Source organism: Dietzia kunjamensis, assembly GCF_045689975.1.
In the GTDB taxonomy this organism is placed as follows: Bacteria; Actinomycetota; Actinomycetes; order Mycobacteriales; family Mycobacteriaceae; genus Dietzia; species Dietzia kunjamensis.
The window spans coordinates 3,409,676-3,435,131 of the sequence record NZ_CP143297.1 but is presented as its reverse complement, the minus strand read 5'-3'; the positions used below and the strand labels follow the sequence as shown (position 1 = coordinate 3,435,131).

The window sequence follows — 25,456 nt, the reverse complement described above, 5'->3', positions numbered from 1 at the left end:
CTACCGCCCGCCGAACCCGTTGTGACCGCCCGCCGCGGCCACCTCGTCCACCGTGTCCAGACCCAGCTGCTCGTCCGTCACCGGCGGGAAGAGCGGACCCCCGCCGAACGCTCCGCGGTGCGACAGGGGGACCTCGCCGTCGTCGTTCCTTATCCCCTTCTCGCGCCCGTACTCGGCGGTGATGACGGTGGAGCCGCTCATCCGCGACAGCTCGGGGTCCTCGGCGAGGGCGGCGATGACCCGTCCGACGAAGGTGGGGTCCTCGGCGCGGTCCAGTGGGAAGCCGTTGAAGTCGTCCATCCCCAGCGACAGCAGCAGTTCCGTGCGGATGAGGCCCAACCACAGCGAGAGGGTGGAGACCCCGGTGCCGGCGAGTTCGTGCGCCATGTCGGAGGCCATCTTGTCGAGGGCGGTCTTGCTCATCCCGTAGAGCACGGTGTGGAACGGTGCCCGCGAGCCGAAGGACGAGATGTTCACCATCAGCCCGGAGCCCTGCGGCACCATGAACTTGGCGGCCTCGCAGCTGGCGACGTAGTGCGCGCGCAGTCCGACGCCCATGAGGGCGTCCCAGTCGCCGGCGGGCCGCTCCCAGAACTTGCCGTTGAACCCCATGAAGCCCTTGGGGTTGGTCCACACGTTGTTGACCAGCAGGTCCAGGCGTCCGGCCTGCTCGGCGATCCGGGCGATGACGGCGAGGATCTCGTCATCCCGGGAGTGGTCGCATTCGAGCGGGCGGATCTCGCCCGGGGCGCCGGGCGCCGCGTCGACCGTGCCCTGCAGCCGCTCGGCGGAGCGTCCGGTGACGTAGACCGTCCACCCGGCCTGCGCGAGGGCGGTGGCCACACCGCGGCCTACTCCGCGGCTGCCACCGGTCACCAGGGCGACGCGGGCGCTCACGAGTCCGCTCCGGCGGTGGCGGCACCCGGGACGGTGTGGACCTCGGGGTAGGTCACGGTGGCCTCGTCGAGGGTGCGGGTGACCGACCAGCCCGGGGTGAACAGGCACTCGGCCATCACCCAGCGGCCATCCTCGATGACATACGCATCCGAGTACTCGCCGGTGGAGAGCGTCTCGGTGCCCTTGTCCCGGTCCACCTGGCGGAATTGCAGGGTCCAGGTCCCCCTGGCGCGCCGCGGTGGGCTGCTCGGTCCGCCGCCCTCCACGACGATCGACGGCATGAAGCCGTGGTGCATGTCGAGGATTCGCGGGCCGCCGTCGGAGGCGGTCGCGAGCGCGATCTGACGGAAGATCCCGACCATCGTGTCCGGGTCGGTCCGCCCGAGGGGGCCGAAGTCCAGCACCCCGCCGGAGGCCACGAAGCAGGACCGGAAGCCCTCGGGATCCTTGGCGTCACAGGCCCGCCAGTACCGGTACTTGAGCTGCTCGATCGCCTCGCGGGCGCGGACTTCCTCCTCGTACTGCATAGGGCTCACGTTAGCGTAGGGAGCATGAGCCGAACACTGGTCGAACTATCCGATCGCTGGGACCTGCAGGACCTCATGACCAGGTACGCGACCTGCATCGATTCGCGCGACTTCGACGGGTTGGACCGGGTGTTCACGCCGGACGCCCGCGTGAGCTACGCCGCGTCCGGCGGCCCGGAGGACGACTACCCGGCGGTGCGGGCCTGGCTGGCCGAGATGCTGCCGATCTTCGCCGCCACACAGCACCTCATGGGCAACCTCGAGGTGAGCCTGGACGGCGACTCGGCCACCGGGCGCTGCATGTGCTTCAACCCGATGGCACTGAAGCCGGTGGAGGAGAAGGACCAGCAGGTGTTCTTCTACGGGCTCTGGTACGTGCTCGACTTCGTCCGTATGGGCGACGGCTGGCGGATTTCCCGCCTCAGCCAGCAGCAGGCGTTCCACCACAACCTGCCCTGAGCCGGGGCGGGCCCGCCCCGGCCCGGCCCGGTTCGCGCCGGCCGCCTCAGACGGTCCCGCAGGAACTCGGCGCCGGGCGGTCGAGGACGCGGTCCAGGAGGTAGCGGGCGTTCGTGGACCGCTCGGAGAGCATCGGGATGGCGTGGTCGATCACCAGGCCGGGGGCGATCGACGGCACCTCGGCCGTCCGCAGCTCCACGGTGGTGCCCTGTTCGCACCAGTCGCGGACGAGGTCCACGGCCGTGTGGTGCGGCACGACGTCGTCGTTCCTGCCGATCATGACCAGCGCAGGCACCGCCGGCGCGACCCTGCCCAGGTTGTAGCCCTCGAGCACCCGGACGATCTCCGGCTCCGAGCGGGCGGCGTCGCCGAGCGAGCGGCCGTCCACGGTGAACTCGTTCGTGCGCTTCAGGCCGTAGGTGAAGGCGGTCTCGGCGACGCACTGGTTGGCGGTCACCTCGAGCATGCGCTGCCCCTCGGCGTTGAGATGTCGGTCGAACGCCGGCCGCAGCTCGGGGTGGACCTGCAGGATGCCGTTGATCGCGTACCCCACCGCGCCGGTGAGCAGTCCGCCGTCCACGCGGTCGAGCGTGCCGAGCATGTCGGACGGCGGCGCCCCGGCCGCGATGCCGACCAGGTTCACGTCGGGTGCGTAGTCCGGCTGCATCTCCCCGGCCGCGGCGGCGGCGCCACCGCCCTGCGAGTAGCCGCTGATCACGGTCTTGGAGTCGGGCGCGAGGTCCGTGCCGGGAAGCCGCACCGCCGCGCGGGCGGCGTCGAGGGCCGACCGGCCCTGGGAGTCGCGGTTGACGTACGGGTGGTGGCCGGGCGTGCCGAGCCCCTCGTAGTCGGTGACGACGACGGCGAAGCCTTCCATCACCATCGTGAGCGCGTCGATGATCGCGTACCCGGCGGCCATCGACGGGGGCGCGGTCTGGATACCCAGGCCCACCTCCATGGAGCGCGACGGCGCGCACTGGTCGCCCTGCCCCTGCGTTCCGGGCGTGACCACCGCGAGCGGGCGCGGCCCGGGGCCGGTCCAGGGTGCCTTGGGCTGCAGGAACGTGCCGGTGACGGCGATCGGTCCGCCCGCGGCGCCGGTGGAGCGGTACATGATCCGCTGGGCGTCGGCGGGCAGTGCACCGCCGTTCATCACATCGGGCAGGCTCGGAGTGATGGTCATCGGCTGGGTGCGGATGATCGCGCCCGGGTCGGCGGGAAGCTCGGCCGGCGGGACGTAGAACGCGGTGCGATCCGGCGCGGTCGACGACCCCTGGGCGGCGGCCTCGGGCGCGCCGACAGGGGCCAGGGCGGGGGCCAGGGCGACCGCGACGCCCAGCGCGAGCGCTGCGGCGACGGTGGAGGGTCCGGATGGTGTGCGCCGGCTGGACGGTGTTCTCACGAATGCTCCCGGGGTCGAGACCGCGCGGCAGTGGGCCCGCGCCGTTGGGACAGAACCCTAACGCGTGTCGAGTCGTAGGTGTGTCCCACCTCACGGCCGTCCGGTCCCTCGTGTGGCAGCCCATTCTGATCACCGTGAACATTTCGGTGGCCGGTGTCCGACCCCGCTGTTACGGTGAGAGCGTGCCCAAAGACGTGCTGATGTGCTGGCGATCCGGACCGACGTGGTCCCGCATCGCCCACGCCGTCTTGGCGTAGTACCGACGATGCGAGGGCCCGCCGGGATCGGTCGGGCCGCATCCGCCATGCGAGGCGGTCTCCGACGGAACCCGGGTCAACGCCTCAGACCCCACGGCCCGGAACAGGACCGGGCCAGCCGACTTCAGGAGAGTCCCCAGGTGACCGCAAGTCCCCACACCACCTTCCACGCGCTCGAGGACACCGATGTCCTCGTCAGTGCACGGTCGCTGGACGAGTACACCGATATGTTCGGCCTGGACGAGGCCGACCTGAAGGGGCGCATCGTCGACTGCCCCGGTGGCGCGGCCAGCGCGGTGGCCGAGATCTGTGCGGCCGGCGGCGACGCCGTCGCGGTGGACCCGCAGTACGCGCTCGGCGCGGACGACCTCCGCGGCCGGATCCTTGAGGACGTCGAGCGGTCCCTGGCCCAGAAGCATGCGCGCGAATTCGACTATGACTGGGACGTCCGCGGCGGGGTCGTGGGGCACGAGGTCATACGCCGCTCGGCGGCCGACCGGATGCTGGGCCACCTGGCCACCGCCCCCGAGCGGTACGTGGCCGGGGCCCTGCCCTCGCTCCCTCTCGCCGATGACTCGGCCGACCTGGTGCTGTGCTCGCACCTGCTGTTCACCTACGCCGACCGCATGGATCTGGCCGACCATGTCGACGCGATCGTGGAGATGGCCCGCGTGGCGCCGGAGGTGCGGATCTACCCGCTGGTCGACCACGCCGGGAACCCGCTGCCGGAACTGGTGCGCAGTGTAATCGCCAAGCTCAAGAAGGAGCGGCTGTTCAGCCGCATCGAGCCGGTGATCCGGCCGTTCCAGCTGGCCGCCACCACGCGGTTGGTCGTCGAGCGGAACGGCCGCCAGCGCCCCTAGGGTTCATGGCCGGCCGGCAGGGTTCACGGCTGGTCGGCGGGCGCCAACCGGAGGATCTCCTGCCCGGTGAACGGTGAGACCCCGGCGGTGGCGACGAGCGGCTGTGGGCCGCCCACCTCGAGGGTCAGGCCGGGTTGGAAGATCGTCCCGGTGGCCAGCGAGTAGGCCACGAGGTTGCACATCTCGGCGTAGACGGCCGCGGGCGGAGCGTCCACGTCGAGTCGCTCGAGGTCCATCCGGCCGAACCGGCCCAACCCGCTGGTGTAGACGCACGAGGTGGTCTCGGTCTGCATCCCGGCCCGCACCCCGACGAGCGCCGGCGCCGGCACGGGGTTGCCCGTCACGAGATCGCGGTACGGGCCGGCCGGCAGGGTCGCCGCGGCGCCGCCCACGCTCACGGCCACAGCGCCGGGCAGCGCGGTCAGGGCTGCTGTGACGTTCGCGACCGCCAACTCGCAACGGAGCGTGTCGAGCCGGGGGTCCAGGTACTCGGGTTCGCCCGGCTCGCCGTCGTCCCCGATCGGTCCCCACCGGAACGCCGCCATGACGACCTGGGACCGGTGCGTCTCCACCACGGCCTCGCCGCCGTTCCAGGCGGCCAGGTCACGCGTGTACTCGATGGCCTCGGGCACCGGCGCGTCGACCGCGGACACGATGACCGTCGCGTCCTCGACGTAGACGGCGGTGGCGGGGTCGTCGTCGCTGCCCCGCTCGACCTCGTACGACCCCTCGAAGATCTCGGTGAGGAGTTCACCGACCTCGTCGTGGCCGGGGGCGGGCCGGTCGAGCAGGACGATCGCCACCGGGGTCTGCTTCCACGACAGATCCTCGCCGGTCTGCGGGTCGACGGCGGGTTGGTCGGGCTGCGGCGTGTCGGTCATGGTCCGAGGCTAACGCCTCGCCCCTGCCGCGACACTGCCCCGGCACTGCCGCGACCGGACACCGCGACTGGCTCCCGCGGCCGCACCGGCGCCCGGCCCGCGCCGCCGCCGGGTCAGTTGAGCAGGAAGTCGATCACGAGGCGCTCGAACTTGTCCTTCTGCTCGATCATCGCCCAGTGGCCACACCGCGAGAAGGCGTGGAGCTCGGCGCGCGGGAGCTGGCGGAACGCGAAGTGGGCCTGCTCGTAGGGGAGCATGCGGTCGTCGCGGCCCCAGATGAGCATGGTCTCCTGCCGGATCTGCGAGGCGCGGGCGTACAGCGGCGTGTAGGCGTTCTCGGGCTTGAGGATCGAGCCGAACACGGAGTACATCCGCTCGACGGCGCCCGGAGCGGTGGCGGCCTCGGTGCGGGCGCGGATGAGGTCCTCGTCCACGACCTTCTTGTTGCCGACCATCGTGTCGACCCAGGCCGCCATGGCCTTGTCGGACGGCTCCGCGAGGAACTCGAACAGCCGACGCGATCCCTCGCTCGGCTCGGGCGTGAACAGGGGAGCGGCCAGGCCGCCGGGGCCCATGAGCGCCATCTTGCGGACGCGGTGCGGGTAGGCGAGAGCGGTCTCGCAGGCGACGTTGCCACCCATGGAGTTACCGATGATGTCGACCTTTTCGATGCCCTTGGCCTCGCAGAACGCGTCGATCGCCTCGGCGGCGATGAGCGGGTAGGCCTTCTCCCACTCCAGGTCGGAGCTCTTCCCGAATCCCGGCATGTCCAGCAGGATGGTGTGGAAACGCTCGGCGAAGACGGGGAAGTTGCCGGCGAAGTTGGACCACGCGGTCACGCCGGGGCCGGATCCGTGCAGGAAGAGGACGGGGACCGCGCTCTCGGGCTCGGCGACGCTCTGCTCGCCCGCTTCGTGGTAGTGCAGCTCGAAGCGGCCGGCGGTGATGGTCTTGCTGGTGGACTCGAAGTCGAGGGCGCTCATGACCACCACGCTACTAGAACAGGTTCTAGGAATCCTACCGTCGTCCGAAATTCAGTCAGCCGCGCGGGGAGTCCCTGAAACATCCCCGCGCGGCGATGGCGAAACTCTAACCTGAAATCGCGCCGGGTGACAAGTCGGTAACAATTATGACGGGTGTTACATTGCCAGCTCTGGTCGCGGTGCCGTTGGCCTGCAGTTATGAAATGCCGCATATGGACACCCGCTGTAGATGGGGGTAGCGGTGACCGACTGGCCACCCCGTGCTCGTCACCCCGGCGTCACCTCATGACGCGGTCGAGGAACGCGGTGGCGTCCGGGATGGCGGCGTAGACGGTCCCGCTGTGGTCCCGGTCCGGGTAGACGTGCAGCTCGAGCGGCTGCCGGTTGAGTGTCATCTCGGCGGCGAGCGACAGCGCCGAGGGGGCGGGGACGTCCATGTCGAGCAGTCCCTGGCCGAGGAACACGGGCCGGTCGTAGCCCATTGCCGGCGTGCCCATGTAGCGGCGGAGGTGTCCGAAGACGTCGGGGATCTCCTGCAGCGGTCGCGCCAGCGCCTGTGAGACCTGGAAATCGCCGACCTTCTCCCGCATCGCGGAGTAGCACAGCGTCTCGGCGGCGTCGACCATCTCGCGACCCTGCGGTGTGAGGAACCCGTTGATGCCGAGTTCCGGGTGCTGGTCGCGGAACCCGGCGAGGATGTACATGGCATAGGTATTGAGCCCGGTCGGCAGCTGCACCGGAGGGAATCCCGGGCCGCCCCACTGGAACAAATGCTCGATATTTGCCGGCGCGCCGGTCGCCACAACGCCCCGGTAGTCCAGGCCAGCCTGCGCGCCGAGTTCGGTGGCGCGGGTCGCGGTGACGAGCGCGGCGCCGGCGCCCTGCGACTGGCCGACGAGGCCCCACCTGGCGGACAGCGGAAGCCCGTCCGCGCGCGCGGCGACGATCGAGTCGACGATCCCTCTCGCGGTGGCCTGCCCGTTGAGGTAGCTGAGCAGCCCGGGGGTGCCGAGGCCCACGTAGTCCGAAGCCACCACGGCATACCCACGGTCCAGCCAGTGGCCGAGGTACTCGGCGTCGCGCTCGGAGCGTGGCTGGGTGGACGGAGCGCAGTCGTCGCCGAGGCCGGTGGTGCCGTGTGCCCAGGCGACGACGGGCCAGCCGCCCGGTGGTGGGGTGCCGTGCGGCAGGAACACCGCGGACGTGGCGATCGCGTTGCGGCCGTGCTGGTCGATCGTCCCGTACGCCTGCCGTACCGCCCGCCCGGCCTGCGGCAGGGAGAGCGCGGGGTCGAGCGGGACCGTCGCCGCGGCGACGCCGGGGGAGGGGACGGGTTGGTTCCACTCGCGGGTATCGAGCCCGGACCAGGTGGGCGCGGGGTTGGGCGCGGGCTGCGCGTTCGCGGTCGGAGCGGTGAGGGAGGCGACGACGACGAGGGCCGCAGTCGCCGCTGCCAGCGGGCGGCGCGAGCGGGTGGCGGAGGAGCGCGGAGGGGTGACGGAGTTCATACCCGGAGGGTAGTCCGTTCCGCCCGCTTCGACCCCGTGTTGCCTGCGGTTTCGGCACGTGCCGCCTCATGTCGGCCCCGGCAGAATTCTGGTCGTGATCGTGGCGTTCTCGGCGGTCGCCACGGGGCTGGGACCTCCGACTCGTCACGACGGCGACGACCATTTCCGCCGTGGCCACGACCGCTTTCGGGCGGGACGCGACGTACGCTGCGCTCGTGCCCCAGAAGACGATTGACCTCCCAGACCTGACCGGCCAGACCTGGCTCATCACCGGCGCGACGAGTGGGGTCGGGTTGGAGACGGCCCGCGCCGCGTCCCGGGCGGGAGCGCGGGTGATCCTCGCCGTCCGCGACACCGAGCGCGGGCGGCAGGTGGCGGCGCAGTTGCCCGGAGAGTCCCGGGTGGTGGAGGTCGACCTCGCCTCGCTCGAGAGCGTCCGTCGGGCGGCCGCCGAGTTGCTGGGCGGTGAGCCGGAGCCGGTCGACGTGCTGGTCAACAACGCGGGCCTCATCACCCCGCGTCGGCAGGAGACGGCGGACGGGTTCGAGATGGTGCTCGGCGTCAACGTGCTCGGTCCGTTCCTTTTCACCGAACTCCTGCTGCCGCTGGTGCGCAGACGAGTCGTGATCGTCGCTTCCAACGCCCACAAGCCGGGCAGGTTCGACGCCGCGGACCCCCACTTCCGGCATCGGCGCTGGACGCCCGCCGCGGCGTACGCGCAATCCAAGCTGGCGGACATGCTGTGGGGGCTGGCGCTGGACCAGCGGCTGCGGGACGGGAGAGCCGAGGCGGCTGCGGCGGGGGTGGACGTGCAGCTCACCCACCCCGGCTGGGCGGCCACGGGGATCTCCAATGCGACCGGAAGTGCGGCGATCGACCGGGTGGTGACCGGCGTGTGTTCGCTCTTCGCCCAGCCCGCCGCGCAGGCCGCGCTCACGACGATGTTCGCCGCAACCCGTCCGCTGCCGCCGTGCAGCTACACAGGGCCGGACGCGATGCAGCACCTGCGGGGGATGCCGGCGCTCATCGGACGCAGCACCGAGGCGTCGGACCCGGCGATCGCGGAGCGCTTCTGGGAGTTCGCCGCGGCGGAAACGGCGACGGACTGAGGCCGCCGCGAGCAGCTCGCGGGGTCGCGCGCGGGTTAGTGCAACCAAAAGGTTGCACTACGGCTGCGCACGTGCGATCGTGGAAGCACAGGTGCACCCCGCGACCCAGCATTCACCGAGCGGAACGCACCGCGAGGGAGGGAAGTCCGATGAGCGAGAACCGAATGGCCGGAACCGGACCCGATACGACCACCGACGACGTGCCGGACGAGATCGTCCGCAGCATCCGCATCGACGCCGAGGCGCAGACCGTGTGGGGCATCGTCTCGGAACCGGGATGGTTCATCAACGACGGCGAGTGGACCGAGCACGAGATCACCACCGAGGGTGACGTCTCGCGCGTGGTGGACCCGGTGCACGGCGAGTTCAGCATCCGCACCGTCGAGTTGGACCCGCCCCGCCGGGCGGTGTTCCGCTGGCTGGGCGGGCAGGTCGGCAGCGTCGACGAGTTCCCGTCCAACACAATCGAGTTCACCGTCGAGCCGCAGGGTTCCGGCGTGGTGCTCACGGTGCGGGAGACCGGATTCGCCGGTTTGAGCAGCGACGCGGTGGTGCGCCGCCAGCGGTTCGAGGAGAACTCCGCCGGGTGGGCGACCGAACTCGACCTCGCCCGGCGCCGGGCCGAGGATCAGGCGTGAGCGACGTCCCCACCGACTCCCGCGAGGCCGAGGGGGAGGGGCTGTCGGGCCTGCTCGCGCCCGAGGCGGACGGCGTCTTTGCCGCTCTCGCCGACCGGACCCGCCGCCGCATCCTCGTCCGTCTGGCCGATCGGCCGGACGACGCCGGCGCGGTGGCCGCCGACCTCGGGATCAGCAGGCAGGCGGTGGCCAAGCATCTGCGAATACTGGTGGAATCGGGGCTCGTCACCGCGAGCCCACAGCAGCGACGGCAGGTCCACGCGGTGCGGCCCGATCGGATACGGGAGATCTCCGATCTGCTCGGCGCGGTGTCCCGGGGCTGGGATCGCAGGCTCGCCCTGGTCAAGCAGCGCGCTGAGCACGCCCAGCGCACCGAACACGCCGAGCACTCCCGGCGCGCTGAGTGACCGCAGGTCAGGTGAGGTGGTCGAACTCGCCGTCGACCCAGGCGGCGTAGCGCTCCGCCGAGCGCTGGACGGCACCGCGGGCGTCCCGCGGCACGCAGCCGCCGAAGTTGCTGTAGATGCGGTCGAAGTCGTAATGCGAGACGTGGTCGGCGATCCGGCGGACGACGGCGCCGGACAGCGGCATCCAGTTGGGGAACGAGCGCATGAAGGTCACCCACCCCGGATCCGCGACCGAACCGATCGTGTCACCGGTGAACAGCACGCCGCGACCGTCGGGGGCGGTCCAGTGAACCACCACGCTGCCCGGGAAATGCCCGCCGGGCTGCGACGCGCGCACGCCGGGCACGATCTCGATCTCGCCGCCCTCCGCCGGGTCCGCGGCGTGGCCCCCGCCCCACATCACCGTGTTGCCCGGCCGCAGGCCCAGCCACTGCTCGTCCGGCGCGGAGACGTAGACCGGGCAGTCGTCGAACGCCGCCGACCACAGCGACTGCACCCCGTACATGTGCGGATGCGAGGCGATGATCGCGGCGAGGCCGCCCCACCCGCGCACCGCGGCGACGGCCTCCTCGCTGATGTAGTTCGGCGCCTCGACCAGCACATTGCCGTGCTCGGTGCGGATGAGCGCCGGCTTCTGTCCGATGCCGGGGCAGTTGATCTGCACGAGGTTGAGGACGTCGGTCTCGCGCTCGGCGAACTCGATCGACGCGCCCCGGGCCCGGGACTCCTCCGGGTCGGTCCACCGCTGCCCACCGGACGGCACGTACTGGCGCTCGTCCGCGCAGATCGGGCACACCTCCGGTAGCGGCTCCGCGCGCTCGACCCCGCAGGTCGCGCACTGGGTCACCGAGCCCACGGGTGCGCCGCCCGCGCCCGCACCGCGACCGTGGCTCACGGCATGTCCCCCTCGATGTCGACGGCATGCCAGTCGTCGCCTATCTGCAGCTCGAGCGACCCGTCGACGGGGAGCTTCTCGGACTGGCTGGAGACAGCGGACTCAAGTGCCTCCTGGGCGTTGTCGAAGTCGCCGAGGTCGATCGTCTGGTCGGGGGTGTGGAGGCGGTAGTGGGGCATGCCACGATTGTCCCCGCCGCGCGCGACTGCCGCATCCGTCGCGGCCCCCGACCCACCCGCGCCGCAGTGGCAGGCCCCGCAGGTGCGCGGTGCCCGCTGCCCGGCGGGTCTTCCCTGGTGGCCGTCCGCGGCGCACACTGGACAGACCGCCGCCGCAGCGAGAGGGCACACCATGTCGTCGTCGTCATCCTCCCCGTCCCACGACCCACGCGACGCCGCGCCGGCCGACCCGCCGCCCGGGTACCCCGACCTCGGGCCCGAGCCGGTGGACGGGGTGCGGCTGCTGCGTGCACCGGCCGTGCCGACCGCCGTCGTCCGCGCCACCGGCGTGCCCATGGCCACGATCGCCGGGTTCTTCGATTCGGCCTTCGGCACGGCCTTCCCGGCCCTGTTCGCCGCCGGCGTCACCCCGGCCGGGCCGGCGTTCGCGCTCTACACGCGCACCACCGAGGAACCCGAACCCGCCGCGGACCTGGAGATCGGGTTCCCCCTGGCGCGACCGCTGGCCGAGCTGCACCCCGACGAGCCGTCCGAGATCGACGGGATGCAGGTCATCGCGTCCGAGCTCCCGGCCGGGGACGTGGCGGTGACCAGTCATCTCGGCTCCTACGACGGGCTCGGGCAGGCCTGGGGCGAGTTCATGGGCGCGATCGGCGCGATGGGGCGCGCGCCGGGCAGCCCGTTCTGGGAGGTCTACGTGACCGAGCCGAGCCCGGACATGGATCCGGCCACCCTGCGGACCGACCTGTTCTGCCCCGCCTACACCCCGGACGACGCCGCCTGACCCGGGGTTCGTGGCCCGCCGCCTGCAGCCCCCCGCCCGTCGCCCGTCGCCGAGCAGAAGATTTCGCCTGTATCTCTCGAGAAGCAGTGCGCGAATTCCTCTTCTCGGCGAGCGCTCACAGGCCGTCGCCGCCCAGCGCCGTCGCTGCGGTCGACGGGCCGGGCCGGGCGGCGGGGTAGGCCGCGCCGCTACATGTCCTCCAAAGACCGACCGTTGGTCTCCGGGATGAACTTCGCCACGAACAACAGCGACAGCAGCGCGGAGACCGCGTAGAAGCCATAGGTGAACGTCAGGCTGAACTCGGCCATCGGCGGGAACGCGGTCGACACGGCGAAGTTCGCCAGCCACTGCGCGGCCGCCGCCAGGCCGAGGGCCGCGGAGCGGATGCGGTTGTTGAACATCTCGCCGAGCAGCACCCACACGGCCGGGCCCCACGACATGCCGAAAAACACGACGAACCCGTTCGCGGCGATGAGCGCGATCAGCCCTTGGGTGTCGGCGAGCTGTGGGGCGAGCTCGCCGTCCGGGCCCGGTCCCATGGTCGCGGTGCTGAACATCAGCGCCATCACGGCCAGCGAGATCGTCATGCCCACCGACCCGGTGATGAGGAGCTTGCGGCGGCCGATCTTGTCGATGAGTGCGATCGCCACGATCGTCACCACGATGTTCGTCACGGACGTGATGACCGTCTGGGTGAGCGCGTCCTCCTCGGTGAAGCCGACCGACTGCCACAGCGAGGTGGAGTAGTAGAAGATCACGTTGATGCCCACTGCCTGCTGGAAGACCGACAGGATGATGCCGATCCACACGATGGGCAGCAGGTTGACCCCGCCCGGCTTGACCAGGTCGCGCCACGAGCGCTTGCGGTCGTCGCGGACCGTCGCGCGGATCTCCCTGATCCGGGAGTCGACACCACCCTGCTGAATGGAGCGGAGGACCTCGCGGGCCCGGTCGACCATGCCCTTGCCCACCAGGTAGCGCGGTGATTCGGGGATGGTCAGCGCGAGCACCCCGTAGGTCACGGCGGGGATCACCTCCGCCCAGAACATCCACCGCCACGCCTCGGCGGCGAACCACAGTTCCTCGATCGCGCCGCCCGCGATGCCGGCCAGCCAGGCGTCGGAGAGCAGTGCGACGAAGATGCCGGAGACGATCGCGAGCTGCTGCAGCGATCCCAGCCGACCGCGGATCGCCGGTGGGGCGACCTCGGCGATGTAGGCCGGTGCGATGACGGACGCCGCGCCCACCCCGAGCCCGCCGACCAGCCGCCAGATGATGAGGTCGACGGGGCCGAAGGCGAACCCGGTCCCCAGGGCGCTCGCGGTGAACAGCACCGACGCGAGGATCATCACGCGGGTGCGACCCCAGTGGTCGGCCAGACGACCGGCGACGTAAGCGCCGACCATGCACCCGAGCAGGGCGGAGGACACGGCGAAGCCGGTCAACCCGGCGTTCATCTCGAAAGTCTCCTGGACGGCGTCCACGGCACCGTTGATCACCGCGGTGTCGAAGCCGAACAGGAAGCCGCCCAACGCCGCGACCAGGGAGATGAGCACCACCCGGCCGGTGTTGAATGTCTCCTCCTCGGCGGGTGTGGGTGAGGTCTGCTGCGTGGACATGACGTACCCCGCTCTGTCGTCCGACTCACCTGCTCCAGGTGGTGAAGGGAGCGTAGGCACGCGGTGCAAGTGACGCAAGCGATAAAGGAAACCGTTGTTCCGCCCGGTCCGCCCCCACGGGGCGAGAACACGTTCTAGGCTCGGGGTCACCTCGTCGTCGTCACCGAAAGGGCCACCGCCTTGAGCGCCTCACCCGACCAGATCCGTTCCACCGCCGACTCCTACATCGCGGCACTGACCGCGGGCGACCTCGAGGCCGTGATGAACCTCTACGCCGAGGGCGCCACCGTCGAGGACCCGGTGGGCAACGGCACCGTCCACGAGGGCAAGGCCGCCATCCGCGAGTTCTACGCCAGCGTCGTGGCGATGAAGATCGAGGGCGAGGTGCTCGAGGCCCGCGTATGCGGAAACGACCTGCTGTTCAACTTCGAGATCACCACGCACTTCGACGCCGACTCCAAGGCCACCATCAACGTGTGGGACCTCATGACCCACGACGAGCAGGGCAAGGTCACCTCGATGCGCGCCTACTGGACCCCGGAGAATATGCGCTGACCCGATGCCCCTGAACCCCGCTCCGGCCCCGGCCGGGGTCGCCGGGGCGCGCGGGACTACGCGCCGCCCTGGCTCCCGGCCCCCTGGGGCACGTTCTCCGACGGTTGCACGACCACCAGTCCCGCGCCGCCGAACGCCAACTGGAACGTCTCCCCGGACCCGCCCCGGAGCAGGGACTTCACCCCGCCCGTGTCCACTCGGACGTCCATCGTCACCCCGGCGGTCCACAGGACCACGGCCTGGGGATCGGCGAACGTCGGCGCGGAGGTCACGTCGAGCGCGACCGGCTGGCCCTTGGTGGTCACCGCCACGAACCCGGTCCCCCGCAGGGAGACGTTGAACAACCCGCCGGTCATCACGGCGCCCTTGGCGGCGATGCGGTGGATGTCCCACGCGATCCCCTCGGAGAACGCCAGCACGCTCGCACCGTTGACCGAGATCATGTCGTCCTCCAGGTAGAGGACCTGGACCTCGGAGGCCTGGTCGGCGAGGAACAGCTCACCCCGCCCGGTGCAGCGCATGAGGGGCACACCCTCCCCCGTCGCCGCCGCCTTGAACATCCTGCCGATCCCGCCGCTGCCGACGTTCTCGAACCCGACCTGCCCTTGGTAGGCGACCATCGATCCGGTCCGCGCGAGGATCGGCTGGTCGGCGAGCGTCGCCTTGAGCATCTTGGAGTTCTGGAGGGCGAACGGGCGGTTCGTCTCCGTCTCGCGCGCCGACTGGAGGAGGTCCCCGTGGATCATGGCGCACACGGTACGCCCGCTCCACTAGCCTTGGGGTCATGATCACCGCAATCGTCTTCGTCCATGCCGAGACGGCGCGGATCCCCGAGGTCGCCGGGGCCATCGCCGATATCGACGGAGTCTCCGAGGTCTACTCGGTCACCGGCACCATCGACCTCATCGTGCTGGTGCGGGCCCGGCGCAACGACGAGATCGCCGACATCGTCTCGGACCGCCTCAACAAGGTCCCCGGCGTGGTGGACACCGAGACCCACATCGCGTTCCGCACCCAGTCCAAGCACGATCTCGAGGCCGCGTTCTCGATCGGGTACGAGGACTGAACCGGGTACGGGGGCCGAACCGGCTACGGGGACCGGGAGTCAGGTCGGCTGGCCGGTCATCTGCTGTATCCGGGCCAGGCGGCGGGCCCGGCGTCGGGCCCGCTGAAGCTCGGTGAGGAGTTCCCTGCCGGTCCATTGCCGCCGGTCCTCGCCGGCCGCCTCGGCCTCGTGCACCAGCTCCACCATCCGCGCGCAGGCCGGAGCCCCCAGTCCGAGCTGACCGGCCATCTTCACGACCTTGCCCTGCAGGTACTCGACCTCGGTGGGCCGGCCGCGCACGAGATCGTCCGTCATGGACGAGGTGCCGTCCGCGTCGACGCGGACCGCGGCCCGGGCGAGGCGGCGGAACAGCGGGTTGGGCAGCCGCATCACCACCGGGAGGGCGCCGGCGGGGATGGCCAGCGGCACCCGCGGCACCACCCCGGCCGCGGTGAACACGCGGTTGGCCTCCGCCTGACACAGGGCGACACAGCGCCGCAGGTCCCGGTCCAGCAGCTCCGTGCGCAGCGGGAGTCCGGACAGCGCCTGGACGGCGTTGTTGAGGTTGAGCAGGATCTTGCCGTGGAGGACCGCCTGGATGTCGTCGGTGGGCCGCACCGGCAGCTCGGCCGCCGTCATGGTGCGGATCAGCGGGACGGCCATGGGGTGTTCGGCGAGCCGGATCACCCCGGTGGAGGTCCGCCGATAGGTAGCGGGCCCGATGCGCGCGACATTGAACGGTATGACGCCGGGGATCACCGTGGTCCTGTCGACCAGTTCCCGGATGAGGTCCGCCGAGTGCAGACCGTTCTGCAGGCCCACGACCAGCGTGTCCGGCCGGAGGAACGGTGCGAACTCGGCGGTGGCGGCGGCGGTCTGCCCGGCCTTGGTGCACACCAGCACGACGTCCGAGCGGCGGACGCTCTCGGGCCCGGTGGCCAGGGTGAGGGCGTCGGCGGGGATGTGGAGCCGGGCGTCCTCGCCGTCTCCGGACTCGACGGTCAGTCCCACCGCCCGGATCGGGTCGAGCACGTGGGGGCGCCCGACCAGGGTCACGTCGGCGTGGCGGGCGAGCCGGCCGCCCAGGTAGCAGCCGATCACGCCCGCGCCGATCACGGTGATCCGAAGAGGAGGGTTCGGGCTGGTCATGGTGGTGCAGAGGTTACGACACGCGCGGCGGCGGGGGAGCCGTTCGACGTACCTGGCCGCCGGACGGGGGAGTCAGTGCGGGCGCGGCCGCAGGACCACCTCGGTGGGGTGTGAATCCGGAGTGGACTCCAGTGCCTGCCGGACGGCGGTGGCCACGGATTCCGGGCGGAGGAAGGCACCCGGGTCGTAGTCGCGGCCCTCGGCGGCGACGATCGCGCGCTGCATGTCGGTGTCCACGCGGCCGGGGTGGATGGAGGTGACGCGCAGGTCGGGTTCCTCGCCGCGAAGGGTGTCCGTGACGGCGCGCAGCGCGAACTTGGAGGCGCTGTAGGAGCCCCAGCCCGGTTTGGCGGTGGTCCCCGCGCCGGAGTTGACGACGACGAGGTGGCCCCGTGCCGCGCGCAGCGCCGGGAGCAGTGCCCGGGTCAGCTCGACGACGGCCAGCACGTTGACCTCGAACGCCCGGCGCCACTGGCCGGCCTCGGACTCGTCGATCCGGCCGAGTTCGGCGACCCCGGCGCAGTGGACGAGGCCGTCGAGGGTGCTGATGTCGCGGGCGGCGCGCGCGATCCCGTCACCGGTGGTGAGGTCGGCCTCCACCACCCGGGCTGAGCGGCAGTCAGCGGCCACGACCCGCAGTGCGTCGACGTCCCTGCCCACGAGGACGAGGTCGTGGTGGGTGGACAGCGTGCGGGCGGTCGCCGCCCCGATCCCGCGGGAGGCGCCGGTGACGAGAACCGTGCTCATGCCCCGAGGCTAGACGGACCGGGGGCGTCGGAATGCAGCGGGACGGGCTGCGGGGAGTCGGGAAGGGCGTCGACATCGCCGTCGAAGGCGTCGAGGAGGGCGGTGAGGGCGGGCACCGCCGAGGAGAGCAGATCGCGGTGTTCGGGGCTCAGGTAGGACATCCGCTCGGCGAAGTCCCGGTCACGATCGGCGAGGACCTGTTCGATGCGGGCCCGACCCAGGTCGGTGAGGCGGACACAGACCCCGCGTCGGTCGGAGGCGTCGGGTTCGCGCTCGACGTACCCCATGGCCTCGATGACGCTCACCGAATTACTGGTGGTCGGTACGCGGACGTTCTCGAGTCGGGCGAGGTCCGACATCCGCAGCCGCCCGTGGCACGCCAGGGTGTGCAGGATCGAGGTCTGCGCGCGACTCAGCGCGTACTGGGTGCTCTGCCGGCGGACAAGCAGGTCCAGGCGCAACAGGATGGGTCGGAACTTCTCGGCGAGTCCCCGCCCGGGCTCACCTTCCCGTATCGCCGGATCGCTCGTCGTCGTCTCCATGACCCTGCTCCCTCGACACCGGCTTCCGCCCCGGAAGCCTCGCGGCACCGAATCTAGGCCGAACTTCTCCCGTCATGGGGCGCCACCTCGTCCCGGGGTGGATACTGATCGCATGGGTTTGTATCACCAGATCGCCGGGGCCGGCCCGACCATCGTCCTACTGCACGGCGTGTGCCACCGGGCGCACGCCTGGGATCCGGTCGTGCCGCTGCTCGCGGACCGTTTCCGCGTGGTGGTCGTGGACCTGCCCGGCCACGGGCGGTCCGCGGACCTGCCGGACACCGGCGACGTGCTCGACTACTTCGTCTCCGAGCTCGTCACCCTCCTGGAGGAGGTCGTCCCGTCCGGGGAGCGCCCCCACATCGCGGGCAACTCCCTGGGGGGCTTCCTCGCGCTGGAGCTCGGCGCCCGCGGACTGGCGAGCAGCGTCACCGCGCTGTCGCCCGCGGGGTTCTTCCGCTCGCACGCCGAATGGCGCTACACGGTGAGCGTCTTCCGGAGTCTCCGCCGGGCGGCCGGCCGGATCGGCCGCCACACCCCGGCCCTGACCGAGCGGGCCGCCGGACGCGCGGTGATGATGGCGGTGTTCTGCGCCCGCCCGTGGCGGTACCCGGCGGAGGCCGCGGCCATCGACAGCGAGGCGATCGTGTCCAACACCGTGCTCGACCGGGCCGACCGGCGGGCGTTCGTGTTCTCCGCCCCCGTCGACGAAGATTTGCCGATCACCATCCGGTGGGGCCGGTTCGACATGGTCCTGCCGGTGCGGCAGGTCTCACTCGCCACGCGGTTGTTCCCGCAGGCGAGGGTCGAGGTCAGCGCCGACGGGCACGTGCCGATGTCCGACGACCCGGAGGGCGTCGCCGCCTCGATCGCCGCCTGCGCCGAGCGCGGCCTGGCGTACGCGCGGGCCGGCAGTCGGGCCTGACCGGCCCGGCCCGCCGGGGCCTGACCGACCCGACCCGCCCCGGCCGTCCGCCGTCAGGAGCCGATCAGGCCCGTCGGCAGGGAGCCCGAACCGAGAGAGCCGGCGCCACCGGAGAACCCGTTGCGCCACGCGACCACGGTCGACGGCCGCGGCTGCGAGGTGCCGCCGTCGGGCCAGTGCGAGGCGGGGTTCTCGATCGACGCGCCGTCCTTCTCGCCGGGGTGCTGGACGTTGACGATCACCCGGTTGTCGAACACCAGCGGTCCGCAGGTCTCGGCCCCGACAGGGACCGTGAGGAACAGCTTGGTCTCGCCGCGGTTCGGGTCTTCGGTCGCCACCGAGTAGAGGCCGTCGTTGAAGCCGAGGGCGTTGCCGTCGGTGGACACCCACAGTCCCCCGGCCGTGTCGAAGGCGACGTTGTCCGGGCAGGAGATGGGGCTGACCTTCGACTTGTCGAAGCCGCCGAAGTAGGAGTCCGCCTCGGCCGGGTCGCCACACACCAGCAGCAGGTTCCAGCCGAAGGTGGTGCCGGCGTGGTCGTCGGTGATCTCCACGACCTGACCGTGCTTGTTGTTGTGCCGCGGGTTGGCCTCGTCCACGTTCGCGGTCGTGCGGCGGGTGTTGTTGGTCAGCGCCATGTAGACCTTGCCGGTGGTCGGGCTGGGCTCGACGTCCTCGGGGCGGTCCATCTTGGTGGCGCCGACGCGGTCGCCGGCCATGCGGGTGTACACCGCGACCTGCTCCGGCGTCATGTCCGGCACGTGTGAGACGGCGTTCCCGCCGGGCGCGACGGTCAGGAGCGGGATCCAGGTGCCGGTGCCGTCGAACGCGCCGTCGGCGGGCAGCGTCCCGGAGCCGTCGATCTGCGCGGCGGGGGAGTTGCCGGCGAACGTCGCCACGTAGAGGGTGCCCTCGTCGAGGATCTTCATGTTCTCGGTCCGCGCGGCCGAACCGGTACCGGGTGTGATCCGGCGGCTGGAGACGAACTTGTAGAGGTAGTCGAAGCGCTCGTCGTCACCGGAATAGGCGACGACGGTGCCGTCACCGGTGACGTGGACCGAGGCGCCCTCGTGCTTGAACCGGCCCATCGCGGAGTGCTTGACCGGGGTCGAGGTCGGATCCCAGGGATCCACCTCGACGACGTAGCCGAAGCGGTTGACCTCGTTGGGCTCGGCGGCCGGGTCGAAGCGGGCGTCGAACTCCTCCCACCGGCGCCCCGAGCGGGAGACGGAGACGCCGTAGCGGCGCAGGGCCTCGAGTCGCTCCGGGTCGGTGACCGTCCCGGTGGTGCCGAAGTACTGGTTGAAATTCTCCTCGCCGGACAGGACGGTGCCCCACGGTGTGTGCCCGCCGGCGCAGTTGTTCAGCGTGCCGAGCACGCGGGTGCCGGTCGGGTCGGCCGTGGTCCGGGTCAGGGGGCCGACGGCGGGTCCGCGCAGCTCGAACGGGGTGGTCGCGGTGATGCGCCGGTTGTAGGACCCCATGACGGGGTCGAGCCCGCCGTCGCCGGCGCGGCTGGACAGCTCGACCACCGTCAGCCCGTGGGCCGCCCAGGCGATCTCGACCTGCTCGCGGGTCGGGGCCGAGGAATCGTAGCCGCGGAACATCGACGGCTCGGTCGTGTACTCGTGGTTGACGGTGAGCAGGAAGCGATCGTCGCGGTCGTCCATCGGGAACATCACCGCCAGATCGCAGTTGTAGCCGTACTGCATGGCCTGCGCCGCAGCGGTCTGGTTCTCGAAGTCGAACTCCGGGGCGCCCGGCAGTACGGGGTCGCCCCACCGGATCACAACATCGCTCGAGTATCCCGCCGGGACGGTGACGGCGTCGGCGGTGTTGGGCGCGACCGGGGCGAACCCCGTGTCGATCGTCGCGCCGCCGGTGGATCCGGTGGGGCCGAGCGAGCCGGCGGCGGACGAGCCCTGCGCCGCGGCGGTCGCGGGCAGCACCTGGGTGGCGCCCACCGCCAGCGCCACGACGCCCGCGGCCTTGAGCGCACCGCGGCGGCTGATCTCGGTGGCGATGTCCCCGAAGTACGGGTTGTCGGTGGTGTTGGGCACCGGCGCGGCGCACTGGTCCCCGCACTTGTAGACACAGGTCACGTGCTGTCGGTTGGAGATCCCCGGCGTCGGGGCGGTGGCGATCGGGAGCAGGCGGCGGACGGACATTCGAGTCTCCTGGAGGCGTCAACAGTCGTAGTGGACGCATGCACGCTAGGCGCGCGGGACGACCGGGCGATCGCGGGCGGGCCACGCCCGGATGAACTGTGTGCGCAGTGCGGGTGAACTCCGCTCCGGGCCGCTACAGTCACCCGTGTTCGCCCTCTATCTCGGATCGTCCGGCACGTTCCTGCCGGTGAAGGGAAATATTTCTCATGGCCTCGGTGACCTTCGAGAACGTGTCCATCGTCTATCCGGGGGCGGCGCGACGCAGCGTCGACCGCCTGGACCTGGAGATCGCCGACGGCGAGTTCCTCGTCCTGGTCGGACCCTCCGGCTGCGGAAAATCGACGACCTTGCGCGCCCTGGCCGGTCTGGAGGACGTGGCGGCGGGACGGATCCTCATCGGTGACAGGGACGTGACGGGCACCGAGCCCAAGGACCGCGACATCGCGATGGTGTTCCAGAACTACGCGCTGTACCCGCACTACACGGTCCGCGAGAACATGGGTTTCGCCCTGAAGCTGGCCAAGGCGTCCAAGTCGGAGATCACGGAGCGCGTCGACCGCGCGGCCGAGATGCTCGACCTGGTGCCGTACCTCGACCGCAAGCCCAAGGAGCTCTCCGGTGGCCAGCGTCAGCGCGTGGCCATGGGGCGGGCGATCGTGCGCAACCCGCAGGTCTTCCTCATGGACGAGCCGCTGTCCAACCTCGACGCCAAGCTCCGGGTGGCCACGCGCGCACAGATCGCCAAGCTGCAGCGGGACCTGCACACCACGATGATCTACGTGACGCACGACCAGGTCGAGGCCATGACGATGGGCGACCGCGTCGCGGTGCTCAAGGACGGGGTGCTCCAGCAGGTCGACGCCCCGCGCGAGCTCTACAACAACCCGGTCAACGCCTTCGTGGCCGGCTTCATCGGGTCACCGTCCATGAACCTCTTCGACGCCCCGGTCGCCGACGGGGCGGTGGACCTCGAGGGGTTCCGCGAGCCCGTGCCCGCCGGCTCGGGGTCGAGGGTCACCGTCGGCGTGCGGCCCGAGCACCTGCGGATGGCCGCGGAAGGCCACGGGCTGGAGGTGACGGTGGACCTGGTGGAGGAGCTCGGGGCGGACAGCTACCTGCATTGCTCGACCCGCGACAACCACCCCGTGGTGTACCGGGCGGAGTCGGGTGACCACCCCCGCAAGAGCGACACCATGTACCTCGAGGCGCTCGACCACGAGGTCCGGTTCTTCGACGTGGAATCCGGTCTCAGACTGCGCTGACCCCGTGGGGCCGGGGCCCGTGCAAACGGCGATGCACGCCGGCGTCCGCCCCGATCGGGTGTTGCTAGAGTGACTCCTGTGACCTCGCTCCCGTGACCATCCGTGGTGACGGGAGCGACGGCGCGTCGGTCGCGTGTCCGCACGTGGTCCCGCGCCACCGCCGTCTCGTGGGTTACGCTCAGCAGGTCCTCAGTGAGACCCGCGTCACAGGCGGCACCGGTCCACTGCCCCGTCGGCACTCGCCGAGGGGAGTCGAGACACGACAGTAGGAGAGAGCGCATGGCCGTTCACGGCAGGTTCCTCAAGGCGGCGGCGGCCGCCTCCGTAGTCGCCCTGGTATCCACGGCGTGTGGATCGGGTGGCGATGAATCCGACGAGCAGGCGCAGGCCGGCACCTCGGGCGTCGGCCCCATCACCTTCGCGATGGGCAGCAACGACACCGACAAGCTCCGTCCCGTCATCGAGCAGTGGAACGCGGAGAACCCCGACCAGGAGGTCACCCTCCGCGAGCTGCCGGCCGAGCAGGACGGGCAACGCGACACCCTGACGCAGTCGCTCCAGACCGAGAGCGGCGAGTACGACGTGTTCGCCCTCGACGTCACCGACACCGCGTACTTCGCGGCTAACGGGTGGCTGCAGCCGATCGAGAACGAGACCGAGGTCGACACCTCCGGGCTGATCGAGGCCGCCGTCGACTCGGCGACCTACAACGGCACCCTCTACGGCGTGCCGCAGAACACCAACGCCCAGCTCCTGTACTACCGCACCGACCTCCAGCCGGAGGCTCCCGCCAACTGGGAGGAGCTCGTCTCCTCCTGCGAGGCCGCGGAGGGTGCGAACGTCGACTGCCTGCAGACCCAGCTCAGCCAGTACGAGGGTCTGACCGTCGCCGCCACCCAGTTCATCCACAGCTGGGGCGGACAGGTCGTCGGTGAGGACGGGAAGACGCCCGAGCTCGACACCGAGGAGGCGCGTGCCGGCCTGACCGCCCTCGTCGACGCCTACAAGGGCGGCGTCATCCCCCAGAAGACCGACGCGTTCACGGAGGAGGAGACCGCGCAGGCCTTCCTCGCCGGCGAGACCATGTACTCCTACAACTGGCCGTACATGTACGAGTCGGGCCAGTCCGACCCCACGTCGCAGGTCCAGGGTGACTTCCAGGTCGCCCCGATCGTCGGCAAGGACGGCGCCGGTCAGTCCACGCTCGGTGGCTACAACAACGCGATCAACGTGTTCTCCGAGAACAAGGAGACCGCGCGGGCCTTCCTCGAGTTCATCATCTCCGAGGACGTCCAGATGGGCTTCGCCGAGCAGTCGTTCCCGCCGGTGCTGTCCTCGATCTACGACGACGAGGCGCTCCAGCAGGAGTTCCCCTACATGCCGGCGCTGAAGGCGGCGCTCGACAACGCCGAGCCGCGCCCGGTCACGCCGTTCTACCCGTCCGTGTCCAAGGCGATCCAGGACAACACCTTCGCGGCGCTTCGCGGGGAGAAGGACGTCGAGCAGGCCCTCAACGACATGACGGCCGCGATCGAACAGGCACAGTGATTCACCGAGCACGGTGATCGAACGAGGTCAACGATCACCGCGGTCCGGGTGATCGGCACACGGTCCGGTGGCAGACGGCTGTCGGACCAGGGCAGGTGGGCCCCGGGTAACGTTCCCGGGGCCCACCGGTCTCCGTGGTGGGGCGGGCGCGAACCCGGCGAGGAGCGAGGCGATGACGACGAGCGAGAAGTCCCCGGCGCCACTGGTCGAGAAGAAGTTCGACTGGCGGCCGGTGTGGATGGTGGGTCCGGCCCTGGCCATCCTCGCGGTGGTGATCGGGTATCCGGTCATCCGCGCGGTGTACCTGTCGTTCATGGCCGACCGCGGCCTGGACCCGGCCACGGGCATGTTCTCGGAGGGCGGGTTCGCCGGCTTCCAGCACTACCTCTACTGGCTGACGCAGGCCTGCCCCGCTCCCGGCGGCGACGGCACCGTCACCTGTCCGCCGGGCGTCTCGTCCGTGGACTTCTGGCCCGCCATGGGCAACACGCTGTTCTTCACCGTCACCACCGTCTCCCTCGAGACGGTGCTCGGTTTCGCCATGGCCGTGGTCATGGGCAAGAGCATCTGGGGACGCTCCCTGCTGCGCGCCGCCGTCCTGGTCCCGTGGGCGATCCCCACCGCCGTCACGGCCAAACTGTGGGCCTTCATCTTCGCCCCCAACGGGATCGCCAACACCCTCCTGGGCACGAACATCGCCTGGACCACCGACCCGTTCTACGCCCGTATGGCCATCATCATCGCCGACGTGTGGAAGACCGCACCGTTCATGGCGCTGCTCATCCTCGCCGGGTTGCAGATGATCCCCGGTGACGTCTACGAGGCGGCCCGCGTGGACGGCGCGTCCCGCTGGCAGCAGTTCGTCCGCATCACCCTTCCGTTGGTGCGTCCCGCCCTCATGGTGGCGATCCTGTTCCGCACCCTCGACGCGCTGCGTATGTACGACCTGCCCGTCATCCTCGTGTCGGCCAACTCCAACTCGCCCACCGCGACCGTGTCGATGCTGGTGGTCAACGAGATGAGAATGGGCAACTTCAACAGCGCCTCCGCGATATCGACACTTGTGTTCCTGCTGGTCTTCGCCGTCGCATACATCATGGTGAAATTCCTCGGCGCGAACGTCGTGGAGGATCGCACGGGCAAGAAGGGGGAGATCCGGTGAGTCACCGAGCGTCTGAACCGAGCACCTCGCCGACCACGCCGTCGACCTCCTCGTCGTCGTCGACCTCCGGCGCCGACCGGCGCCGCGACGACGAGGACATCAAGCCGCCACGCAAACCGCTCGGCCCCACCATCAGCACTTACGTCGGCGCGCTGCTCATCCTCATCTGGGGACTCGCGCCGTTCTACTGGATGCTGGTGACCGCGTTCCGCGACAACCGGTTCATCTTCTCCGCCAGCCCGGTGCCCTCGCACCTCACGCTCGACAACTTCCGCGAGGCGCTGGCCACGGACGGCGGCAACAACTTCCTGGGCGCGATCATCAACTCCGTGCTCATCAGCTCGATCACCACCGCCCTCGCGCTGACGTTCGGCGTGTTCACCGCCTACGCCCTCGCCAGGGTCGACTTCCGGGGCAAGTTCCTCGTCACCGGGATCATCCTCGCCGCGTCGATGTTCCCCGGCGTCGCCCTGGTGACGCCACTGTTCCAGCTGTTCACCGACATCGGCTGGATCGGCACCTACCAGGCGCTCATCATCCCCAACATCTCGTTCGCGCTGCCGCTGACCATCTACACGCTCACGTCATTCTTCAACGATCTGCCGTGGGAGCTGGAGGAGGCCGCCCGCGTCGACGGTGCCACCCGCGGCCAGGCGTTCATCAAGATTATCCTCCCGCTCGCCGCGCCGGCGCTGTTCACCACCGCGATCCTGGCGTTCATCATCACGTGGAACGAGTTCGTGCTCTCGCAGCAGCTGTCCACGACCGCGACCGAGCCCGTGACGGTGGCGATCGCCCGGTTCTCCGGCGTCAATCCGTATCTGCCGCCGCACGCGGCGATCATGGCCGCCGGCGCGCTCGTCACCGTGCCGCTGGTGATCATGGTGCTGATCTTCCAGCGGCGGATCATCTCCGGCCTCACCGCCGGCGGCCTTAAGAGCTGAT

At 70.6% G+C, this 25,456-nt stretch carries 27 protein-coding genes; 13 read left to right on the top strand and 14 right to left on the bottom strand.

All coding sequences use genetic code 11. From position 1 onward, the window contains the following. Nucleotides 1-897, bottom strand: a complete 897-nt coding sequence (locus VZF99_RS16115) for an SDR family NAD(P)-dependent oxidoreductase (protein WP_407335349.1) — start codon at nucleotides 895-897, stop codon at nucleotides 1-3. Next, nucleotides 894-1,424, bottom strand: a complete 531-nt coding sequence (locus VZF99_RS16110) for a nuclear transport factor 2 family protein (protein ID WP_407335348.1) — start codon at nucleotides 1,422-1,424, stop codon at nucleotides 894-896. The genes VZF99_RS16115 and VZF99_RS16110 overlap by 4 nt, the downstream gene beginning before the upstream one ends. A gap of 24 nt (nucleotides 1,425-1,448) precedes the next feature. Here VZF99_RS16110 and VZF99_RS16105 point away from each other — a divergent pair, with 24 nt between their 5' ends. Continuing rightward, nucleotides 1,449-1,883, top strand: a complete 435-nt coding sequence (locus VZF99_RS16105; RefSeq protein WP_407335347.1) for a nuclear transport factor 2 family protein — start codon at nucleotides 1,449-1,451, stop codon at nucleotides 1,881-1,883. A gap of 46 nt (nucleotides 1,884-1,929) precedes the next feature. On the opposite strand, the gene VZF99_RS16100 is transcribed toward VZF99_RS16105, so the two are convergent. After that, entirely contained in the window at nucleotides 1,930-3,285 is a 1,356-nt protein-coding gene (locus VZF99_RS16100) for a lipase family protein (RefSeq protein WP_407335346.1), read from the bottom strand. A gap of 397 nt (nucleotides 3,286-3,682) precedes the next feature. On the opposite strand from VZF99_RS16100, the gene VZF99_RS16095 reads away from it, so the two are divergent. Beyond that, entirely contained in the window at nucleotides 3,683-4,405 is a 723-nt protein-coding gene (locus VZF99_RS16095; protein ID WP_407335345.1) for a methyltransferase domain-containing protein, read from the top strand. Nucleotides 4,406-4,428: 23 nt separating this feature from the next. Here VZF99_RS16095 and VZF99_RS16090 read toward each other — a convergent pair whose 3' ends face one another. From VZF99_RS16090 to VZF99_RS16080, 3 genes are all read right to left on the bottom strand, one after another. Then, complete coding sequence (locus VZF99_RS16090) at nucleotides 4,429-5,286, bottom strand: hypothetical protein (protein WP_407335344.1); 858 nt, start codon at nucleotides 5,284-5,286, stop codon at nucleotides 4,429-4,431. A gap of 113 nt (nucleotides 5,287-5,399) precedes the next feature. After that, on the bottom strand, nucleotides 5,400-6,269 hold the full coding sequence (locus VZF99_RS16085) for an alpha/beta fold hydrolase (protein WP_120285743.1): 870 nt from the start codon (nucleotides 6,267-6,269) through the stop codon (nucleotides 5,400-5,402). A gap of 278 nt (nucleotides 6,270-6,547) precedes the next feature. Next, the gene (locus VZF99_RS16080; protein ID WP_407335343.1) at nucleotides 6,548-7,777 is read right to left on the bottom strand and encodes a lipase family protein; all 1,230 of its coding nucleotides are present in this window, start codon (nucleotides 7,775-7,777) and stop codon (nucleotides 6,548-6,550) included. Between the two features lie 215 nt (nucleotides 7,778-7,992). On the opposite strand from VZF99_RS16080, the gene VZF99_RS16075 reads away from it, so the two are divergent. The 3 genes from VZF99_RS16075 to VZF99_RS16065 all read left to right on the top strand — a co-directional run bounded on the left by VZF99_RS16075 (nucleotide 7,993) and on the right by VZF99_RS16065 (nucleotide 9,931). After that, a complete protein-coding gene (locus VZF99_RS16075) occupies nucleotides 7,993-8,886 on the top strand; it encodes an SDR family NAD(P)-dependent oxidoreductase (RefSeq protein ID WP_407335342.1) in 894 nt (297 codons plus the stop codon). Nucleotides 8,887-9,035: 149 nt separating this feature from the next. Then, nucleotides 9,036-9,524 carry an SRPBCC domain-containing protein gene (locus VZF99_RS16070; RefSeq protein WP_241504825.1) on the top strand — a complete coding sequence of 163 codons (489 nt, stop codon included), beginning with the start codon at nucleotides 9,036-9,038 and terminating at the stop codon, nucleotides 9,522-9,524. Next, nucleotides 9,521-9,931 (top strand): helix-turn-helix transcriptional regulator, encoded by a 411-nt coding sequence (locus VZF99_RS16065; RefSeq protein WP_259820778.1) that lies wholly within the window; start codon nucleotides 9,521-9,523, stop codon nucleotides 9,929-9,931. Before VZF99_RS16070 ends, VZF99_RS16065 begins: the two co-directional genes overlap by 4 nt. 7 nt (nucleotides 9,932-9,938) lie before the next feature. On the opposite strand, the gene VZF99_RS16060 is transcribed toward VZF99_RS16065, so the two are convergent. After that, entirely contained in the window at nucleotides 9,939-10,826 is an 888-nt protein-coding gene (locus tag VZF99_RS16060) for a hydrolase (RefSeq protein ID WP_407335341.1), read from the bottom strand. Then, complete coding sequence (locus VZF99_RS16055; protein ID WP_182634119.1) at nucleotides 10,823-11,005, bottom strand: hypothetical protein; 183 nt, start codon at nucleotides 11,003-11,005, stop codon at nucleotides 10,823-10,825. Before VZF99_RS16055 ends, VZF99_RS16060 begins: the two co-directional genes overlap by 4 nt. A 172-nt stretch (nucleotides 11,006-11,177) precedes the next feature. On the opposite strand from VZF99_RS16055, the gene VZF99_RS16050 reads away from it, so the two are divergent. Then, the gene (locus VZF99_RS16050) at nucleotides 11,178-11,789 is read left to right on the top strand and encodes a GyrI-like domain-containing protein (protein WP_407335340.1); all 612 of its coding nucleotides are present in this window, start codon (nucleotides 11,178-11,180) and stop codon (nucleotides 11,787-11,789) included. A 188-nt stretch (nucleotides 11,790-11,977) separates the two neighbouring features. Here the strand turns inward: VZF99_RS16050 and VZF99_RS16045 are convergent, their stop codons facing one another. Further along, a complete protein-coding gene (locus VZF99_RS16045) occupies nucleotides 11,978-13,408 on the bottom strand; it encodes a sugar porter family MFS transporter (RefSeq protein ID WP_407335339.1) in 1,431 nt (476 codons plus the stop codon). 180 nt (nucleotides 13,409-13,588) lie between these two features. On the opposite strand from VZF99_RS16045, the gene VZF99_RS16040 reads away from it, so the two are divergent. Further along, nucleotides 13,589-13,963, top strand: a complete 375-nt coding sequence (locus tag VZF99_RS16040; protein WP_119192317.1) for an SgcJ/EcaC family oxidoreductase — start codon at nucleotides 13,589-13,591, stop codon at nucleotides 13,961-13,963. Nucleotides 13,964-14,019: 56 nt separating this feature from the next. On the opposite strand, the gene VZF99_RS16035 is transcribed toward VZF99_RS16040, so the two are convergent. After that, nucleotides 14,020-14,709, bottom strand: coding sequence for an AIM24 family protein (locus VZF99_RS16035; protein WP_407335338.1), 690 nt, complete (start codon nucleotides 14,707-14,709; stop codon nucleotides 14,020-14,022). A 38-nt stretch (nucleotides 14,710-14,747) separates the two neighbouring features. Between VZF99_RS16035 and VZF99_RS16030 the strand changes: the two genes are divergently transcribed. Further along, complete coding sequence (locus VZF99_RS16030) at nucleotides 14,748-15,029, top strand: Lrp/AsnC family transcriptional regulator (protein WP_067720093.1); 282 nt, start codon at nucleotides 14,748-14,750, stop codon at nucleotides 15,027-15,029. A 39-nt stretch (nucleotides 15,030-15,068) separates the two neighbouring features. On the opposite strand, the gene VZF99_RS16025 is transcribed toward VZF99_RS16030, so the two are convergent. The 3 genes from VZF99_RS16025 to VZF99_RS16015 form a co-directional block, all read right to left on the bottom strand. Beyond that, complete coding sequence (locus VZF99_RS16025; RefSeq protein ID WP_407335337.1) at nucleotides 15,069-16,157, bottom strand: 2-dehydropantoate 2-reductase; 1,089 nt, start codon at nucleotides 16,155-16,157, stop codon at nucleotides 15,069-15,071. Nucleotides 16,158-16,229: 72 nt separating this feature from the next. After that, entirely contained in the window at nucleotides 16,230-16,904 is a 675-nt protein-coding gene (locus VZF99_RS16020) for an SDR family oxidoreductase (protein ID WP_120285622.1), read from the bottom strand. After that, a complete protein-coding gene (locus VZF99_RS16015; RefSeq protein WP_407335336.1) occupies nucleotides 16,901-17,446 on the bottom strand; it encodes a MarR family winged helix-turn-helix transcriptional regulator in 546 nt (181 codons plus the stop codon). Before VZF99_RS16015 ends, VZF99_RS16020 begins: the two co-directional genes overlap by 4 nt. Nucleotides 17,447-17,558: 112 nt before the next feature. Here VZF99_RS16015 and VZF99_RS16010 point away from each other — a divergent pair, with 112 nt between their 5' ends. Next, a complete protein-coding gene (locus VZF99_RS16010; RefSeq protein WP_407335335.1) occupies nucleotides 17,559-18,371 on the top strand; it encodes an alpha/beta fold hydrolase in 813 nt (270 codons plus the stop codon). 53 nt (nucleotides 18,372-18,424) lie between these two features. Here VZF99_RS16010 and VZF99_RS16005 read toward each other — a convergent pair whose 3' ends face one another. Continuing rightward, a complete protein-coding gene (locus tag VZF99_RS16005; protein WP_407335334.1) occupies nucleotides 18,425-20,539 on the bottom strand; it encodes a PhoX family protein in 2,115 nt (704 codons plus the stop codon). 206 nt (nucleotides 20,540-20,745) lie between these two features. On the opposite strand from VZF99_RS16005, the gene VZF99_RS16000 reads away from it, so the two are divergent. From VZF99_RS16000 to VZF99_RS15985, 4 genes are all read left to right on the top strand, one after another. Further along, nucleotides 20,746-21,801, top strand: a complete 1,056-nt coding sequence (locus tag VZF99_RS16000; RefSeq protein ID WP_407335333.1) for an ABC transporter ATP-binding protein — start codon at nucleotides 20,746-20,748, stop codon at nucleotides 21,799-21,801. Between the two features lie 279 nt (nucleotides 21,802-22,080). Next, nucleotides 22,081-23,349 (top strand): ABC transporter substrate-binding protein, encoded by a 1,269-nt coding sequence (locus tag VZF99_RS15995; RefSeq protein ID WP_096906373.1) that lies wholly within the window; start codon nucleotides 22,081-22,083, stop codon nucleotides 23,347-23,349. Between the two features lie 172 nt (nucleotides 23,350-23,521). Beyond that, nucleotides 23,522-24,511, top strand: coding sequence for a carbohydrate ABC transporter permease (locus tag VZF99_RS15990; protein ID WP_067720075.1), 990 nt, complete (start codon nucleotides 23,522-23,524; stop codon nucleotides 24,509-24,511). Further along, on the top strand, nucleotides 24,508-25,455 hold the full coding sequence (locus VZF99_RS15985; RefSeq protein ID WP_407335332.1) for a carbohydrate ABC transporter permease: 948 nt from the start codon (nucleotides 24,508-24,510) through the stop codon (nucleotides 25,453-25,455). The genes VZF99_RS15990 and VZF99_RS15985 overlap by 4 nt, the downstream gene beginning before the upstream one ends. The last annotated feature ends 1 nt before the right edge of the window (nucleotide 25,456 follow it).